Annotated in this window: 12 protein-coding genes and 1 tRNA gene; 5 read left to right on the top strand and 8 right to left on the bottom strand. The window is 45.9% G+C overall.

From position 1 onward, the window contains the following. Window positions 1-143: 143 nt before the first annotated feature. The 5 genes from BMZ72_RS16715 to rimP form a co-directional block, all read right to left on the bottom strand. Window positions 144-1,871, bottom strand: coding sequence for an amidophosphoribosyltransferase (locus tag BMZ72_RS16715; protein WP_255373220.1), 1,728 nt, complete (start codon window positions 1,869-1,871; stop codon window positions 144-146). A 256-nt stretch (window positions 1,872-2,127) separates the two neighbouring features. Further along, window positions 2,128-3,513 carry a peptidylprolyl isomerase gene (locus BMZ72_RS16710; protein WP_089810317.1) on the bottom strand — a complete coding sequence of 462 codons (1,386 nt, stop codon included), beginning with the start codon at window positions 3,511-3,513 and terminating at the stop codon, window positions 2,128-2,130. Window positions 3,514-3,602: 89 nt separating this feature from the next. Further along, window positions 3,603-7,220, bottom strand: a complete 3,618-nt coding sequence (gene infB, locus BMZ72_RS16705) for a translation initiation factor IF-2 (RefSeq protein ID WP_089810314.1) — start codon at window positions 7,218-7,220, stop codon at window positions 3,603-3,605. Between the two features lie 125 nt (window positions 7,221-7,345). Further along, complete coding sequence (gene nusA, locus BMZ72_RS16700; RefSeq protein ID WP_012788326.1) at window positions 7,346-8,593, bottom strand: transcription termination factor NusA; 1,248 nt, start codon at window positions 8,591-8,593, stop codon at window positions 7,346-7,348. Window positions 8,594-8,614: 21 nt separating this feature from the next. Then, entirely contained in the window at window positions 8,615-9,079 is a 465-nt protein-coding gene (gene rimP, locus BMZ72_RS16695) for a ribosome maturation factor RimP (RefSeq protein ID WP_255373219.1), read from the bottom strand. Between the two features lie 180 nt (window positions 9,080-9,259). Here rimP and BMZ72_RS16690 point away from each other — a divergent pair, with 180 nt between their 5' ends. From BMZ72_RS16690 to BMZ72_RS16680, 3 genes are all read left to right on the top strand, one after another. Then, the gene (locus BMZ72_RS16690) at window positions 9,260-9,577 is read left to right on the top strand and encodes a DUF2752 domain-containing protein (RefSeq protein WP_089810311.1); all 318 of its coding nucleotides are present in this window, start codon (window positions 9,260-9,262) and stop codon (window positions 9,575-9,577) included. Next, the gene (locus tag BMZ72_RS16685) at window positions 9,574-9,924 is read left to right on the top strand and encodes a TM2 domain-containing protein (RefSeq protein WP_089810309.1); all 351 of its coding nucleotides are present in this window, start codon (window positions 9,574-9,576) and stop codon (window positions 9,922-9,924) included. The genes BMZ72_RS16690 and BMZ72_RS16685 overlap by 4 nt, the downstream gene beginning before the upstream one ends. Window positions 9,925-10,013: 89 nt before the next feature. Next, the gene (locus tag BMZ72_RS16680) at window positions 10,014-10,274 is read left to right on the top strand and encodes a DUF4834 family protein (RefSeq protein ID WP_089810308.1); all 261 of its coding nucleotides are present in this window, start codon (window positions 10,014-10,016) and stop codon (window positions 10,272-10,274) included. A gap of 9 nt (window positions 10,275-10,283) precedes the next feature. On the opposite strand, the gene BMZ72_RS16675 is transcribed toward BMZ72_RS16680, so the two are convergent. Continuing rightward, window positions 10,284-10,898 (bottom strand): HAD family hydrolase, encoded by a 615-nt coding sequence (locus BMZ72_RS16675; RefSeq protein ID WP_089810306.1) that lies wholly within the window; start codon window positions 10,896-10,898, stop codon window positions 10,284-10,286. A gap of 188 nt (window positions 10,899-11,086) precedes the next feature. On the opposite strand from BMZ72_RS16675, the gene BMZ72_RS16670 reads away from it, so the two are divergent. Next, window positions 11,087-11,160 (top strand) — tRNA-Ile (locus BMZ72_RS16670). A gap of 92 nt (window positions 11,161-11,252) precedes the next feature. Further along, entirely contained in the window at window positions 11,253-12,485 is a 1,233-nt protein-coding gene (locus BMZ72_RS16665) for a hypothetical protein (RefSeq protein WP_089810304.1), read from the top strand. Window positions 12,486-12,543: 58 nt separating this feature from the next. On the opposite strand, the gene BMZ72_RS16660 is transcribed toward BMZ72_RS16665, so the two are convergent. Continuing rightward, on the bottom strand, window positions 12,544-13,449 hold the full coding sequence (locus tag BMZ72_RS16660; RefSeq protein WP_089810302.1) for a class I SAM-dependent methyltransferase: 906 nt from the start codon (window positions 13,447-13,449) through the stop codon (window positions 12,544-12,546). 38 nt (window positions 13,450-13,487) lie between these two features. Further along, entirely contained in the window at window positions 13,488-17,351 is a 3,864-nt protein-coding gene (locus BMZ72_RS16655; RefSeq protein ID WP_089810300.1) for a T9SS type B sorting domain-containing protein, read from the bottom strand. Window positions 17,352-17,527 lie beyond the last annotated feature (176 nt).

Here is a 17,527-nt window from a genome sequence, read left to right as displayed (position 1 = left end):
TACCTAATTTACGGATTTTACTGAAAGTAAGTGTGCTACAGGGGCCTCAGCAGGCCCTGTTGGAGTGGATTTAAAGGAAATTTAATAATGGAGATATATGAAAAAGGCCTGTTTTTAAAACAGGCCTTTTTATTTGTGTGTGATTAGTATCCTCTTTCGTTTTTGCCTTCCATATAGTTCATAAAGGCTTTGTTCACTACGCGGTTACCACCTGGTGTAGGGAAGTTTCCGGTAAAGTACCAGTCACCCAGGTTGTTCGGACAAGCCTGGTGGAGACCGTCGATGGACTGGTAGATCACGTCTACTTTAGCGCCAATGCCGGTTGGAGTGATGATTTCAGCGATTTTCGCAGAGATCTCTTCTGTAGTGAATGGTTTATAGATGTTTCTTACCACGTTCTGTGCGTGCAGGGTATTTGTACGCTGCAGCTCCATACAGAGGCCATAAGCTTCCTGCAGGATGTGCTCCTTGCCATGGTCCTTCAGGAGTTCGATGGCCGCCTTAAAGGCAACGAAATCACCGATTTTACTCATGTCGATACCATAACAATCCGGATAGCGGATCTGTGGTGCGGAAGAAACAACGATAATGCGTTTAGGGCCGAGACGGTCCAGCATTCTGATAATGCTCTCACGCAGTGTGGTACCGCGTACGATAGAGTCATCGATCACCACGAGGGTATCGATACCCGGACGTACTGTACCGTAAGTAATATCGTATACGTGCTGTACCATTTCATTACGGCCGGTATCAGCAGTAATGAAGGTGCGCATTTTAACGTCTTTGATAGCGATCTTGTCGATACGGATCCTGCGGTTGATCATTTCCGTCAGTTTCTCTTCATCGAAATCTTTACCCCATGATGTGATACGTTCTACCTTAATCTTGTTCAGATAATCTTCCAGACCTTTCAGCATACCATAGAAGGCGATTTCTGCTGTGTTTGGAATGAAAGAGAAGATGGTATTACGCAGGTCATTGTCAATGCTTTTCAGCACTGTTTCGGAGAGGTTGTAACCTAAAGCCGTACGCTCTTTATAGATCTTTTCATCGTTACCACGGGAGAAATAGATACGTTCGAAGCTACAAGCCTTACGCTCTTTCGGTTGCAGGATCTGTTCGATGCTGTACTCACCATTCTCTTTTACGATCAGGGCATTACCTGGCATCAGTTCCATCACTTCGTTTTCGCCTACGTTGAAAGCGGTACGGATAGCTGCACGCTCAGAAGCGGCAACGATCACGTCTTCATTTACGTAGTAGTAGGAAGGACGGATACCGTGCGCGTCACGCATTACGAACGCATCACCACTACCGATTAACCCGCAGACGTGGTATCCTCCGTCAAACATTGAAAATGATTTCTGAAGAATGCTTTTCACATCCAGTCCGTTACGTTTTTCTTCATCTTCCTGGCTCAGGAAGTGATGAATTACCTCCAGCATCGCGGCCAGGTCACTGTTACGGTGTGTTTCACCCGGAGTGACGTTAGCGAACTTAAACAGTTCATCTACGTTCACCAGGTTAAAGTTACCTGCAAGTGCAAGATTGCGTGATGGAATGGTATTGTGACGTACGAAGGGGTGGCAGAGTTCTACGTTGTTTTTACCCTGGGTGGCGTAGCGGAGGTGGCCCATTAAGAGTTCTCCCAGGAAACGTATATGGCCTTTCATGAGGCCCGGGTATTTGGTGATTTCCGGCTGGTACTTCTCGATTTCGTCTACTTCGTCTCTGACCTTGGCAAAGATATCTCCTATTGCTTGCGGGGCACTGCTTCGCAGGCGATGCATGAATGGTACTCCTGGTTCTGTGTTTAACTTCACTGTGGCTATACCTGCTCCGTCCTGTCCGCGGTTATGTTGTTTCTCCATCAGGAGGTACAACTTGTTTAGCCCATAGAAAACCGATCCATATTGTTGTTGATAATAAGAAAACGGCTTCCTGAGTCTAATAAATGCTAACCCGCATTCATGTTTTATGGCATCACTCATCCCTATTAGAATTGAAGGCGCAAAGTTACGGGTAAAAAGCGGAACGCCCAACGACCAATGATAAATGCAGGTTCTGCCTGAAAATAAGAATCCCCGGTATTGCTGTATACCGGGGATTCCTATTCAATTATATGTGTTATTGTTTTGCTATACCTCCTATCCACTGGCTGATGTGCGTACAGTTTCTGAACTCATCATCAACATGGATATAATATGTCGGGATCTTTTCCCTGAGCCATTTGTCGCGGGCATCCTGTTGTTTCAGCTGGAGCGTACGTTGCTGGATACGGGCGTAGTCGTCGTTCATATTCTCACGGTGTGGCTGGGTACGTGTTTTCAGATAAACAAGGCGTACACCATTACGGCCGTTTGGCTGATCGTCTACGAATGGCATTGGTTTAGAGATACCACCTGGTTTAAGGGTGTCGAGCAGCAGTACGATGTCTCTTTCGGAAGGTTCGTCCAGCTGGTCGATAGTAATATAGGTAGTACCATTCATTCTGTTCTGGAGCATACCACCGTCGAATTTAGCTGCCGGGAGGGTACTGTATTTTACTACTGCTTCAGAGAAGGTCATTTTGCCGTTCAGGATAACGGTACGAACGCTGTCCAGCAGTTTTGTTGCGTCAGCCAGATCGCTACGGGTAACGTTTGGCTTGAGCAGGATATGCTGAACGGTGATATTATCGCCCTGACGTTTGATACACTGAATGAGGTGGTAACCGAACTGACTCTTGATAGGAGAAGATATTTCATTCTCTTTCAGACGGAAAGATGCGGCCAGAAAGTCTGCATCCCACTGTTTGTCGTTACGGTTGAGGATGTATACCCCTTTATTTTCTTTTGCGCCCGGATCTTCAGAGTAAAGGATCGCGAGACGGCCGAAATCACTGGTTTTTTCCTGCACCTGTTTTTTGAATTCCAGCAGGCGGTCAATAGCGTACTGGTCCATCTCCTTCGTTGCCTTCGGCTGGATCACGATCTGACCGATTTCCAGTTCTGATTCGTAGTACTGGAGACTGTCTTTCGGGATGGCGTCGAAATATTTCTTCACCTCGGAAGGCGTCACTTTTACGGAGCTGGTGATTTTATCCTGCATTGCTTTAGCCAGCAGACCTTCTCTGATAGGCTGACGGAAGCGTTCTTTCAGCTGATAAATAGAATAGCCGGTTACTTCCTTCATTTTCTCAGGGCTGCCGTAAACGTCCTGGAAGTAGCGGATACGATTCTCGATCTGTCCGTCTACATCAGATTCACTTACCGGCAAACTGTCCCGTTCTGCCTGCATCACCATTACTTTCTGGGAAATGATCTGTTCCATGATCATGCATGGCGCATTGGGAGGCAGAGAACCATCCGCGTTATTACGCGATAGATTCACCATTTCTCCTTCAACGTCGGATCTGAGAATGATCTTATCCCCCACAATAGCCGCAATTTTGTCGGCTACCATTTTCTGTTGGGCAACGGCTACCTGACACAGTAGTAGTGTACCTGCAGAAAGTGCAAAAATTCTATTCATGTTACAAGTGCAGTGAATTTCAAAAATAGCCAATAAAAAATAAGCCGCATGATAGCGGCTTATCTTTTTAACAAAAGTTTATACTGATATTACAAAGTTCTCTTTACTTCTACTTCTTCGAAGCCTTCTACGATATCGCCAACTTGCAGGGCGCTGTAGTTCTTGATACTCAGACCACACTCCATGTTGCTCGCAACTTCCTTCACGTCGTCTTTGTAACGTTTCAGGGATTGCAGTTCGCCGGTATAGATTACGATACCATCGCGTACCAGGTTGACACGGGTGTTTCTGGTGATCTTTCCATCGAGGACGAAGCAACCAGCAACGGTAACCTTGTCGAAGCGGTAAGTTTCGCGGATTTCCACGTTGGCCACCACTTTCTTCTCGATTTTTGGCTCCAGCATCCCTTCCATCGCGCTCTTGAGTTCGTCGATAGCGTCGTAGATGATAGAGTAGGTACGGATCTCGATATTCTCTTTCTCTGCCAGTTTGGAAGCCTGAGAGGAAGGACGTACCTGGAAACCTACGATGATCGCATCGGAAGCTGTTGCCAGCAATACGTCGGATTCTGTGATCTGACCTACTGCCTTGTGCACCACGCTCACAACGATTTCTTCAGTAGAGAGTTTCTGCAGGGAATCGCTTAATGCTTCTACGGAACCGTCAAAGTCACCCTTGATGATGAGGTTGAGCTGTTTGAAGTTACCCAGCGCAAGACGGCGTCCGATCTCATCCAGCGTGATGTGTTTCTTGGTACGGATACCTTGTTCACGGATGATCTGAGCACGGCGGTTAGCCACTTCTTTAGCTTCGGATTCGTTTTCGTACATACGGAATTTCTCACCAGCCTGAGGCGCGCCGTTCAGACCGAGCACCTGTACAGGTGAAGAAGGTCCTACGGATTCAACACGCTGTCCGCGTTCGTTAAACATCGCCTTGATCTTACCGAAGTTAGAACCGGAGGCGATCGTATCACCCTGGCGGAGGGTACCGCTTTGTACGAGCAGGGTAGCCACGTAACCGCGGCCTTTATCGAGGGATGCTTCGATCACGCTACCGGAAGCTTCTCTGTTCGGATTGGCTTTCAGTTCGAGTAATTCTGCTTCCAGGAGTATTTTTTCCAGCAGGACGTCTATGTTCAGACCGCTCTTGGCAGAAATTTCCTGGCTCTGGTATTTACCACCCCAGTCTTCTACCAGCAGGTTCATACCGGCCAGCTGTTCTTTGATCTTTTCAGGATTAGCGCCGTCTTTATCCACCTTGTTGATTGCGAATACCATTGGCAGACCTGCGGCCTGTGAGTGGGAGATCGCTTCACGTGTCTGTGGCATGATGGCGTCATCCGCAGCGATAACGATGATGGCGATATCCGCTACTTTGGCACCACGGGCACGCATCGCGGTAAACGCTTCGTGACCCGGTGTATCCAGGAAGGTCAGTTTCTTACCGGAAGAGGTTTCTACCTGGTAAGCACCGATGTGCTGGGTGATACCACCCGCTTCACCGGACACCACATTGGCGTTACGGATATAGTCAAGGAGGGAGGTCTTACCGTGGTCTACGTGACCCATGATAGTCACGATAGGTGCTCTTGGTACCAGATCTTCCTCGTTATCAGTTACTTCTTCTTCCTCCATTTCATCTGCGTCATCCACACCGATGAATTCCACTTCGTAACCGAACTCGCCGGCTACCAGTTCAATCACCTCTGCGTCCAGACGCTGGTTGATTGATACCATGATACCGAGTCCCATACATTTTGAGATTACTTCGGCGAAGCTAACATCCATCAGGTTAGCGAGTTCACTAACGGAAACGAACTCAGTGACCTGGAGTTTATTATTTTCAGCGCCTTTGTTGGCCAGTTGCTCAGCGAGCTCGTGGCGTTTCTCACGGCGTTGTTTTGCTTTGACGTTTTTACCGCGGTTACCACCACCCATTTTGGCCATGGTTTCCTTGATCTTGTTCTGGATTTCGTTTTTGTCGATCTCCTTATCTTCCGGACGTCTGTTAGCATTATTGTCACGGTTACCGTAGCCGCCATGCTGACCACCCGGACGGTTACCGAAGTTACCGCCTGGTCTGTTGCCATGCTGACCGCCACCTGGTCTGTTACCACCACCGTGCTGGCCTGGTCCACCCGGACGATTGCCATGCTGGCCGCCGCCTGGTCTGTTACCACCGCCACCGTGCTGACCTGGTCCACCTGGACGTCCGTCGCGGTTTGGCGCTGCGTGAGGTCTGTTCTGACCGCCGCCTGGCCTGTTATTATTATTATTATCGCGATTATCGCGGTTACCGGTATTTCTGTTATCTCTGTTGAAATCGCGGTTACCGGAATTACGGTTTTCTGTGTTACCACCTTTAGAAAGATCGCCTGGTTGAACAGGTTCTGGTTTCTTTTCAACTATGATGCGTTTCCGCTTACGGTTGTTGTCGGCATTGTTGTTATTATTATTGCCACCGCGGTTGAAATTATTGTTACCCTTATTATCACGTCTTTCTGAGTGAACAGGCAGTTCGATTTTACCGATCACTTTTGGACCGGTGAGTTTTTCTGCCTGAATGTTTTCGATAACGGCAGTGCTTCCGTTATCGTCCTGCTCTGATGCTGGTGCTGATGCAATATCTGCTGCTGCAACTTCGGTCATATGCTGTGCGGCCGGTTTTTGTGTGATTGGCTGTTTCACTTCCGCCGGTTCTTTTGTTTTTTCCTGAGCAGCTGCCGGTTTTTCGGCTGCCGGCGCTTGTTTCTGTTCTACAGCGGGGACAGCAGGTTTTTCAGCAGCGGGTGCAGTTGTTTTTTCTTGTTGTACTAGTGATTCTACTTTTTGTACTGGCTGAACGGGTTGCACTGGTTTCACTTCCGGTTGTACAGCAGGTTTTGCTGGCTCTACCGGAGCTTGCTGTTGTGCAACGGGTTGTTGCGGTTGTACCGGTGGTTGCGGCGCTGGTTCTTTTACCGGCGCTTTCTCACTGGCTGGAGGTTCCGGTTGTCTTGCGGCAGCCGGTTTCTCTTCCTGTTCTGGTTTGGTAACCGGAGGAACAGGTGGTTTCTTTGGTCTGTTCAGTGCATCCAGGTCAATAGTTGCCACGACTTTCGGGCCATTGATCCTTGGCGTGTCTGTTTTTATAACTTCCTGAGGCTCCGGTTTCTGCGGCTGTACTGGCGGCGTTTTCTCGGCAACAGGTTGCTGAGGTGCTGCGACAGGCTCTTTCGGCGCTTCTTCTGTTTTTGCAACAGGTGGTTTGACTTCCGCAACCGGTACCGGCTCGGGTTTAGGTTCAGGCTTTGGCTCCGGTTTTGGTTCGGGCTTCGGCTCGGCCTTTGGTTCCGGCTTCGGTTCAGGTTTTGGTTCGGGTTTGGGTGCTTCAACTGCAACCGCGGGAGTGGGTTCCTCTTTAGGAGCTGCTTCTTTCTTTTTGGCTGCTGCCTCTGCTTCTTCTTTCTCTTTCTTCTTCATTGCATCTAACACGCTTCCTTTAGGCAGGGCTATCTGATCGCTTTTGCGTTTATTAGCCTTGTCCTGCTGGAATTCAGACTGCAAAGCTGCATACATCTGAGACGTCAGGCGCGCGTTAGGCGAGCCAAAGCCGCCCATATCATAGCCCTTATTAGCAAGGAAGTCGATTAACGTTTCCTTACCAATATTGAACTCCTTGGCTGCAGCCAGCAATCGTGGCGTGTTGTTTGTTACTTCAGGCATATTGTAATCTCGGGCCTCCCCATTTTTCCCGTTGGCTAACGGGACTCCTTTTTAACAATTAACAATAACTAAAAAATACTTTCTGTCGAGCAAGCCCACATCCCGGGGAAGTTAGTGGTGCGAACCTACTCTTTATCAAATTCTTCCTGTAGTATTCTTCTTATGTCTTTTACTGTTTCTTCTTCAAGGTCTGAGCGGCGTACCAGTTCCTCTACTGTCAGGTCAAGTACACTGCGAGCGGTGTCACAACCAATACGTTTGAGTTCATCCAGTACCCATTCTTCGATCTCGTCGGAGAATTCTGCCAGGTCAATGTCATATTCTGCCTGTTCCTGTTCTTCGTCACGGAAGACATCAATCTCATAACCCGTCAATTCGCAGGCCAGTTTTATATTGACGCCTTTTTTACCGATCGCCAGAGACACCTGATCTGCCTTGAGGAAAACAGAAGCATATTTATTCTCATTATCTACCTCCATGCGGCTGATCCTTGCAGGCGTGAGTGCACGCTGGATAAGCAGCTGAATATTAGCGGTATAGTTAATGATATCGATATTCTCGTTACGCAGTTCACGTACAATGCCGTGAATACGACTACCTTTCATACCCACGCAGGCTCCTACAGGGTCGATGCGGTCGTCATAGGACTCCACAGCTACTTTAGCTCTTTCTCCTGGTTCGCGTACGATTTTCTTAATTACGATAAGGCCGTCAAAGATCTCGGGAACTTCAATTTCCAGCAATTTAGCCAGGAAGGTAGGATGGGTGCGGGAAAGTATGATGAGCGGAGCGTTGTTCTTCATCTCCACTTTTTTAACTACTGCCCTTACATTTTCACCTTTCTTGAAATAATCGGTAGGAATTTGTTCAGATTTAGGTAAAATTAACTCATTCCTTTCATCATCAAGCAATAAAACTTCTTTTTTCCATACCTGGTACACTTCACCGGTTACAATTTCACCCACACGGTCAGCATATTTCTTTACAAGTATATTCTTTTTCAGGTCTCCGATACGGGCAGAAAGAGTCTGCTTTGCAGCCAGGATGGCCCTGCGGCCGAAATCCAGGATCTCTACTTCCTCGTAAAGGTCTTCACCTACCTGGTAGTCTGGTTCAACTAAAATGGCTTCCGAATAAGCGATCTGGGCATTATCATCTTCTACCTCTCCATCTGTAACAATGGTACGGCGGCGTAAAATCTCCAGGTCACCTTTCTCAGTATTTACAATCACGTCAAAGTTCTCATCAGAGCCATACTTTTTACGGAGAAGAGTTTTGAACACATCTTCCAACACTTTCATCAACGTCGGGCGGTCAATGTTTTCCGCCTCTTTAAACTCCGTGAATGACTCAATCAGGTTAATACTAGCCATGTTTCGGTTATATTATATATTTTAAAACACGATGCACACCTTTGTGTGCTTGATTTCATTTAAATTTATTTCGGTTGTTTTTTTCTCCTTCTTCTTCCCTACCTGCTCCTCAATTGTCACAACCGCTTCTGTCACAGACAATAGCGTACCCTCTTTCTCGGAATTATCCAATAAAGTAACAGTTATCTTGCGACCAATATTCTTTACGTATTGACGGAGAAGTTTCAGCGGTTCGTCCAGTCCGGGTGAAGATACTTCCAGGGAAAAATCATTGTCCGGAAACAGCGTGGCTTCTTCCAACCTGCTGTATAGGTTTCGGTTGAATGCTACCAGCTTATCAACCGGCACGCCATTGTCCCCATCTACAAAGAGTTTTATGTTGTTCGTGGGTTTTATCCGCACATCTACTACGAAGTATTCCGGATAGGGTGACAGCATCTCTGCAGCCATGTCCCGGATCGTTGTTATCACTTGTTCATTTGCCATAAAAAAACGAGAAGGGGACCGCTCAGTCCCCTTCGTTAGTATCATTTTCCTATGCAAATTTAGGATTTTATTTTGATCCAAGAACATTTTCTTTAACTTGTAGGGAATAAATTAATAAGAGAAAACTCCCTGTCCGCATAGATTTCAAAAATATTTAATAACTGTTGCCCCCTCCCAGGCATGCAAATTAAAGCATACATACAACGCCTTAATTTCGAATTACTCGTCTGGCCAACAGCGCTGGTACTCCTTTATTTAATGGATCCCCACAATAATAATGGTCCTGGTTTCTGTGTGCTCAGACGGATGGGCGTCTCCTGGTGCCCCGGCTGCGGCCTCGGTCACTCAATCAGTTTTCTGTTGCACGGAGAATGGAAAGCGGCCCTGGAAAGCCACTTTCTCGGTCCTTTCGCATTGGCGATACTCGTATACCGGACCATCCAGCTGGGCAGATTACAATGGCAGTCTTTTGCGGAACTTAAAAACCACTATACATGAACGACTATGCATTCTCCTCACTTCCCGGCATTGAACAGGAAGAGCTCTTATGGCTACAGGAACTGACCAGAAATTACTCTTCCGAAAACCGCCAGCGCTTTCTGGCCATCTATCAGGGACGCCGTAAGGAACCTTCCCTGATACTGATCTGCTGCCTTATCGGACTGGTAGGCGCAGCGGGAATTCACCGCTTTATCCTGAACCAGATCGGAATGGGGATACTCTACTTCCTGACCGGTGGCCTTTGTGTGATAGGTACTATTGTGGATGCGATCAATCACCGTAAATTAGCCTGGGAGCATAACAAGAAGGCAGCACTCGAAAGCGCGGCACTGCTTGGCCTATAAACTTTTAGCTGTTTTCAGGGCTGTTAAAGAAAACTTAAACCCCCTCTTTTTTCCGCCCTGAAAACAGATTAACTGCTAAATTTGCCCTTATGATACTGAAATATGCATTTTTGGCCTTTGTGTTCTGGTTACTGTATAAACTGGTGTTCGATTTCATCGTACCTGTGTATCAGTCCACAAAACACGTACGCAGACAGATGGGAGATATTCAGGAGCATCTTCGCCGTCAGTACCAGCAACAGGAACAGGCTCAGAGACAGGCTGCTCAGGCGCAGCAACAACAGCAGCAACGCGCTGCCGCCCCTAAAGCCGACAAAGGAGATTACCTCGATTTTGAAGAGATCAAGTAGTCCTGACCGTTATTTGAAAATATCTGCCATCGTCTTCGGTGGCAGTAAATGAATTGTTTGCAGGCCAACGACCTTCGCGCCTTCAATGTTCGGCAATGTGTCATCTATAAATAAGGTCTCGGCAGGATCCAGACCATTCTCATCCAACACCAGTTGAAACGATTCCTTAAAAGGCTTCCGTAACCCGATCTGGTGTGAATAATACGCCTTGTCAAAAAACGCCGCCAGCGAAGGTATTCCCCTGCTCTCCTCCAATATTTTATTAAAAGCCTGCATGTGTATCTCGTTCGTATTGCTCAGCAAATACACCCCGTAATGCTGCCTTAATTGCTGCAGGATCTGCAATCTGCGTAAAGGGAAGTCAAGCAACATCGCATTCCACGCATCAGTGATCTGCTGGTGCGTAGTACCCGGCGCCGTATGCTTCTGCATCTCATCCAGGAAAACTTCAGGTGCTACCTTCCCTGTTTCCAGATCGTCAAAAAGTGAGTTCAGCGAAAACTGATTGTACAAACTGGTGAATTCCTTTACACCCAGTGTTTCAAACGCCTTGTAGGTCAGCTGGTAATCCAGATTGATAATTACCCCGCCCAGATCGAAAATGATATGTTTAATGCCTTTCATCGTATATACTGGTGAATGAGAAAATGCAAATTTATACAGTGCTGGTAAGAAGTCCTATTATTAGAGGTATACTGTATAAATAAAAATGTCAATAGCTTGTTGGTTTATTGAATTGAATGAATTACTTTTGCGGTCCCTGAAAAGGGAACCCTCGAGAAAGTTTCAAAATATTCGTTCTGAAAAGAACAGGTCCTATAGCTCAGTTGGTTAGAGCACCTGACTCATAATCAGGGGGTCCCAGGATCATGCCCTGGTGGGACCACAAAAAAAGCCTTACTGGTAATTTACCGGTAAGGCTTTTTCCATTTATATCGACTACCTTGCCCCTTCTTTAAACCCTATATCGTAAAGTCAATGAATAAGCTCCCCTTTATCGTAGCCCTTCTGACTGCGCATGCCGCATTGGGACAAGTTGGGTATCGCAGCGTACAAAACAATCAGCCGGTAAAAAAAGCCTATGACAGTACCGTCAACGTTGAAAACATCAAGTGCCAGTTCGATCCTGCATCTATGATCGGTCAGGAATTCTATTTCGCACAAAGAAGCCCGTATTTTAAAGGTTATGCGAAACAGGACACTACGTTCAAAGATTTCTTTTCTGACAAGCAGACATCCCTTCAGGGTGTTGCAGGTAACCCTGCAAAAGAAGCGTCCAGAAGTGGTCCATCTATCAGTTATGCGGGCATTCCGATCGCCAAAATAAAATTACCCGCCGCTACTGCTAAAAAGACCAACGATGTCCTGAGTAATCTGTACAAACCTATCTACATACAGCATAGCTCCTACTCCGGAGAAGCCGTTACGCCTTACAGTGCCCTTGAGAACAGGACATTTACCGTTACCGGCTGGGAAATCCTTAAAGAAGAAGATAACCTTTGCCAGACGCAGGTCACTTTAAAGGATGCGGATGGTGAAAAAGTACAATGGAAGATCTACGGCCGGCGCGAGTCCGGTATTGCCGTTTTCACCAAAGGCTATCTGGAAAAACTCAAACAGACCTGGGTAAATAAACCTGTTTACTTTATTGAGGAAAGCTTCGCTCCTTCCAGCTTTTACAACCCGCTTGATAAGCAAACGCTCGGGTATGTACAAGGTAGTAAATGGCAATGTACAGAACTGACGTTCCTGTTTGATGAAAATTTCTTCGGCAAACTACACCTCATCCTTCGTAATGATGCCCAGAAAGAAATTGCCGTGCAGATAGATGACAGAGGCTCGCTTGATAAACAACTCTCTCTATTTTATATCTGGTCGGAAGAGCGATACCTGGCGGTTAAACAGAAAGAAAAAGCTGAACAGGAAGCAGCACTGGCGAAAGAAGAAGCCGATAAGAAACAGTTGCAAAAAGACATTAAAGCCTACCGGGAGTCAATGATCAAACAATTTGGAACCGCAAACGGGAATATCATTGCTGACGGCAAAGTAAAAATGGGCATGAATCAGAATATGTGTGAAGCCGCCTGGGGCTACCCCAGCGATAGGGTAAAAACACAGGTAGGTGCGCACGTAATAGAAACCTGGTTTTATTACCCTGCCGGTTCCTGGTTGAAGTTTCAGGATGGAAAACTAATTCAGATCAAAGAATAAAAAAGGAGGTTCATAAGAACCTCCTTTTTTATTCTATATATACGTATAGATCGCTTACTTACTGTACTTTCCTGATCCACAGACTACCTGGCCTGTCTTTAAAGAACAGGGGTGCTTTATCCGCGTACTGTCCTTTCGTTTGCTGTTGCATATAATCTGAGAAGAATAGTATTTCAAATGCACTATTAAAAAGCAGGAAGTTGTGAACGGTGTATATCTCGTTCCAGTTCAGCTTATGTTCGAACAGCCACTCTTTTGGATACTCAAAAGGATAGAATATATCGTGAATATGGACAATTACCCCTTTATTAAGAATAGGTAATACCTCAGCCATTAAATAATTCACATCGCTACCTGTTTTGGAAACGTGTGAGTTGTCGATCAGCAATATATCATTCTCCTGCAGTGTCGTAAAGATCTGTGGATCTACCTGCTGCACCAGTTGTTCCCTTACATCTGTATTTTTATAGTCCTCCTGACGCAATAAGCGGTTCAGGGAAATAGATGGATTAGGCTCTATAAAAGTGAAGTGAATGCTGTTATTCAGGAATTTATCATTCGTATCAAGCATCAGCGACGAAGAGAATCCGGAACCGATCTCAATTACACGCTTAGGCTTATATTTCATCAGAATATTAAACAATGCCAAACCATCTGCATGCGCGTAGGTTTTATTGTCAAAATAATACCTGAAGCCATTCTGTGACGGCTGAGACGAGAACGGAATCACTTTAGACGCTTCTATGAGATCGGTCATCAGCGCGTGCTGTTGCTGATCGTTCATATCAATGCCTTTTAGTGGCTTTGGAGCCCATATCTGCTCCTCACGGCTTTTCAGATCATGTAAGTCTACAACGGGAGAATAGAAATGTCCGGGTCTGTGAGCGGCATTTTTCCTATAGAAGTGAGCATAACGTAAATACGGTATTTTCGACAAAATCCTTCCGAATATATTCTCTTTCATGATTATAAAAATTAGCGCAATATTACACAATATAGAGATTATCTGATAAGTATTACGCTCCCTTTTTTAAATAAATCGCCCCCACAAGGACTAACTGCTTTCACAAACCAGTAATACGCACCGGACTCCTGCATAATGCCTTTGTACCTTCCATCCCAGCCTTTCGCACCACTATTGCTGGTGAATATCAGTTCTCCCCAACGATTAAATATGGAGAACTCTTTCACTTGTACTGTACCTGCTGCTATCACACGGAAAATATCATTACGTCCATCTGCATTTGGTGTAAATGCACCCGGGAGCTGGATAGTAGAGATGCCCACCTGGTCAAAATTTACTGTGATAGAATCGATCGTCTCGCAACCCAGATCGCTAAATCCTCTCACCGTATAAGTTGTTGTACGATCTGGTTTAGCAAGCGGATTAGGAATGTTCAGTGCACTTAATGAAACGTCCGGTACCCATTCGTAACGGCTGGCGCCTGTTACCAATAATTGCGTAACTGCTACAGAACAGTTGATATCATTAGACTTGGACAACACTAAATCTGGCGCTTCATTCACAGTGATACTTACTGACAGATCTCTCGTACGGTTACAAACGGTATCTGTAATTGTTACGTTGTAAAGGATCGAAGCATCCGGCGTACCAACAGGATTGCTGATCTGTGCATTATTCAGATATGTTGCAGGGCTCCATCTGTATATCTGACCGCCACTCGCAGAGAATCTGATCGGATTAGTAGCCGTACAATAGGCAGTATCCAAAGGTGTAACCGAGAAGTTTGGCAAACGATAGCTAACCTGCACTGTATCTGACACCTCTTCATTACAGCTGTTCCATGCGTTTACATAGTAAGTGCCAGCTGTGCTCAGTGTATGTGTCTGGCCGGTGCTGTTGTCCTGCCATTGGTAGCGTGCAAATCCGGCGCCTGCATCCAGTATGAGCGTACCCGCGTTACACAACACAGTATCGCTGCCCAGATTCAGGCTCGGAGAAGGTGTAACGGCTACTCTTACGTTCAGGTCCTGGGTACGGTTGCAGACAGTATCTGTAATAGTCACTGTGTAATTAATGGAAGATGTTGGCATACCAACCGGATTGCTGATCTGAGCATTGTTCAGATAAGTAGCAGGTGTCCATTGGTATAAATGTCCGCCGGTTGCTGTGAATTGTATCGGTGCCAGCGGTGTACAATAAGTCGTATCCATTGGTGTAACCGTGAAATCAGCTGGCAAGCGATAACTAACTACGATTGTATCGGTAAATTCTTCGTTACAGTTATTCCAGGTTCTTACATAATAAGTACCTGAGGTGCTTACTGAAAGTGTTTGCGCAGTACTGTTGTCCTGCCACTGATAGCGGGCGAATCCGGCGCCGGCATCCAATACCAGCGTACTGGCATTACATAACAGGGTATCATTACCCAGATTTAGAGCCGGAGATGGTGTTACCGCTACTCTTACAGTCAGGTCCTGTGTACGGTTACAGACAGTATCTGTAATCGTTACTGTATAATTGATGGAAGATGTTGGCATACCAACCGGATTACTGATCTGTGGATCGTTCAGGTAAGTAGCAGGTGTCCATTGGTATAAATGTCCGCCGGTGGCTGTAAATTGTATTGGCGCCAGTGGTGTACAATAAGTCGTATCCATTGGTGTAACCGTGAAATCGGCCGGCAAACGATAATTAACTACGATTGTATCGGTAAATTCTTCGTTACAGTTGTTCCAGGCTTTTACATAATAAGTACCCGAGGTGCTTACAGAAAGCGTTTGCGTGGTGCTGTTATCCTGCCACTGATAGCGTGTAAATCCGGCGCCGGCATCTAATACCAGCGTACCTGCGTTACACAGCAGGGTATCATTACCCAGATTGATGCTGCGGGGAGAAGGTGTTACCGTCACATTTACAGGCAGATCTCTGCTGATATGACAAACAGTATCCGTAATGGTCACCATATACTGAATTGACGCAATTGGTGTACCGACAGGATTAGCAATCTGTGGATCACTCAGATAGGTAGCTGGTGTCCATTGGTAGGTATGACCTCCGCCTGCTAAAAACTGTATCGGGCCAAGTGCAACACAATAGGCCGTGTCCTGCGGCGTAACTGTAAAGTCGGCCAGTTGACGGTAATTAACTACAATCGTATCGGAAAACTGTTCATTACAAAGGTTCCAGGCAGTTACATAGTAGGTTCCGGATGCGTTCACCGTAAGTGTCTGTCCTGTGCTGTTATTCTGCCATAGATAACGGGAGAAACCTGCACCTGCATTCAATACAAGTGGATTGGCACTACAAATGAGGGTATCATTACCAAGGTTAATACTGTGGGGAGAAGGTGCTACTGTAACAGTAACGGTATCCCGAAGGACAGAGCAGGCAATGCTGTTTTCTGCAATGATCATGTAGGTGCCTGCTGCAGGAAATACCAGTCTTACTGTAGAGTCATTTACCATACGGGATGAAACACCTGCAGGTAATGTCCATAGCAGATTGGTAGCGCACATACCAGTTTTTGATGCAACATAAGTAGCTGAATCTGCAAGGTTACAGATGGCCTGAGGGCCTGTCAGTTCTATCGCGCCACATGTTGGAGCCTTACACAGGGAATCTATCTGGAATGTAATATCGCGAACGGTTGGTGTAAAAGAAATGTTATTGAATGTATAAACGTCTTCACGTGTCCAGGTAAAGGGTGTCTCCACAAACGTTGTCGGTGTAGTTGTGCCTGTTATCGGATCATTAGTACAATTTTCAAAGTTGCCATCTGCATCCACCTTGATTACAACTGCTTCACTATTTTCGCTTCCCGTCACCCATATAGCACCGTCACTATCTTCCATTACTGAATAGCAGATAAATGTCGAAGAAGCCGTAAACCTGCGTGTATACACCAGGTTGGATTGCTGATCGAATTTGTAAAGATACCCGGCATTTGACGTCCATGGACTTGTTGTATATACGTATCCTCCATCAGCAGTCTGATAGAAACCAGTAAAAAATGAACTATTGTTACCAGCAGCAGGATTTATCTTAAAAGTTTTTTTAGGGGCCAGTGATGCAGTGTCAAGTATGATAAAGCCATCTGCCTTTGTTGTATAATCTGCGCCATTTAAGATATGTACGTTTACGCGATATTCTCCGGACGAATAATCAATGTTGCTGCTAAAAGCACCCCGGTTATCCATCGTGTATGAACGTGTGCTGTAAATGGTACCATCTACAACAGACATTTTTGAAATAATGCAGGTATAGTCGTTAGGTGCTCTGGAGTCCCCGGTGAAAATAAGGGTATCGCGTTTTTGTATTACAGAATAAGCTCCTTCTGCTGTCTGATAATCCAGTCGTTTAGTCCACTGGATATTTCCCAGTGCATCTAATTTCACGATCTGCCAGTCTGAAAACCCTCCACTGCCATATCCAACCCCACTTACAACAACGCCATTATCTGCTGTGCTGTAGATATCCAATCCAAGACTGGTTTCATTGACATCTGAAAATTTGCGGGACCATCTGGGGGTGCCGTCTGGTGCAATTCTCATTGCCACGGCTTCGCCGCCTCCTTTACCATAAGAACCGGTCTGGGCAACCACCAGGATATCTCCATCTCTGCTCAGTCTTAACCTTCTGAACTGCTCATTGTTTGAGCCGCCATAAGTTTTGCTCCATACGATCTGACCATTTTTGGTCATTCTGGTAACAAACAAATCATTACCACCGGCACCGTAACTGCTGGTTTGTCCACCGATAACAATATCGCCGCCAGGTAATTGTCTGAGATCTGATGCGGACTCATTGCCAGTGCCTTTTAATAAAAGTCGAAATGTGTTAGAGCATTGTGGGTAAACATTGTGCGCCACTAAAATTGCCAGAATAAGCAGGAAAAACCTCATCGGTATATAAAACTTAAGGATAATATAAAACGAGTGACTCGTTATGCAGGCAAACAAAGGGAATAATAGCTGATTTATTGTAACCTTGATGGTTCTGTTTACGACGCCCGCAATAATTGAGTGACCCAAAAAATAAAAGTACAAAAAAAGAGAAGAATAGCTAAAATGGATATAGC

This window comes from Chitinophaga sp. YR627 (genome assembly GCF_900114995.1).
In the GTDB taxonomy this organism is placed as follows: domain Bacteria; phylum Bacteroidota; class Bacteroidia; order Chitinophagales; family Chitinophagaceae; genus Chitinophaga.
Note: the sequence above shows the minus strand (reverse complement) of the source record. Positions and strands in the feature narration are given on the sequence as shown.

Excerpts from the sequence above, each read along its gene's own strand:
- BMZ72_RS16655 (WP_089810300.1), bottom strand. The coding sequence starts at position 17,351 with ATGAGGTTTTTCCTGCTTATTCTGGCAATTTTAGTGGCGCACAATGTT.
- nusA (WP_012788326.1), bottom strand. The coding sequence starts at position 8,593 with ATGGCTAGTATTAACCTGATTGAGTCATTCACGGAGTTTAAAGAGGCG.
- rimP (WP_255373219.1), bottom strand. The coding sequence starts at position 9,079 with ATGGCAAATGAACAAGTGATAACAACGATCCGGGACATGGCTGCAGAG.
- BMZ72_RS16685 (WP_089810309.1), top strand. The coding sequence starts at position 9,574 with ATGAACGACTATGCATTCTCCTCACTTCCCGGCATTGAACAGGAAGAG.
- BMZ72_RS16675 (WP_089810306.1), bottom strand. The coding sequence starts at position 10,898 with ATGAAAGGCATTAAACATATCATTTTCGATCTGGGCGGGGTAATTATC.
- infB (WP_089810314.1), bottom strand. The coding sequence starts at position 7,220 with ATGCCTGAAGTAACAAACAACACGCCACGATTGCTGGCTGCAGCCAAG.
- BMZ72_RS16665 (WP_089810304.1), top strand. The coding sequence starts at position 11,253 with ATGAATAAGCTCCCCTTTATCGTAGCCCTTCTGACTGCGCATGCCGCA.
- BMZ72_RS16660 (WP_089810302.1), bottom strand. The coding sequence starts at position 13,449 with ATGAAAGAGAATATATTCGGAAGGATTTTGTCGAAAATACCGTATTTA.
- BMZ72_RS16715 (WP_255373220.1), bottom strand. The coding sequence starts at position 1,871 with ATGGAGAAACAACATAACCGCGGACAGGACGGAGCAGGTATAGCCACA.
- BMZ72_RS16690 (WP_089810311.1), top strand. The coding sequence starts at position 9,260 with ATGCAAATTAAAGCATACATACAACGCCTTAATTTCGAATTACTCGTC.
- BMZ72_RS16710 (WP_089810317.1), bottom strand. The coding sequence starts at position 3,513 with ATGAATAGAATTTTTGCACTTTCTGCAGGTACACTACTACTGTGTCAG.
- BMZ72_RS16680 (WP_089810308.1), top strand. The coding sequence starts at position 10,014 with ATGATACTGAAATATGCATTTTTGGCCTTTGTGTTCTGGTTACTGTAT.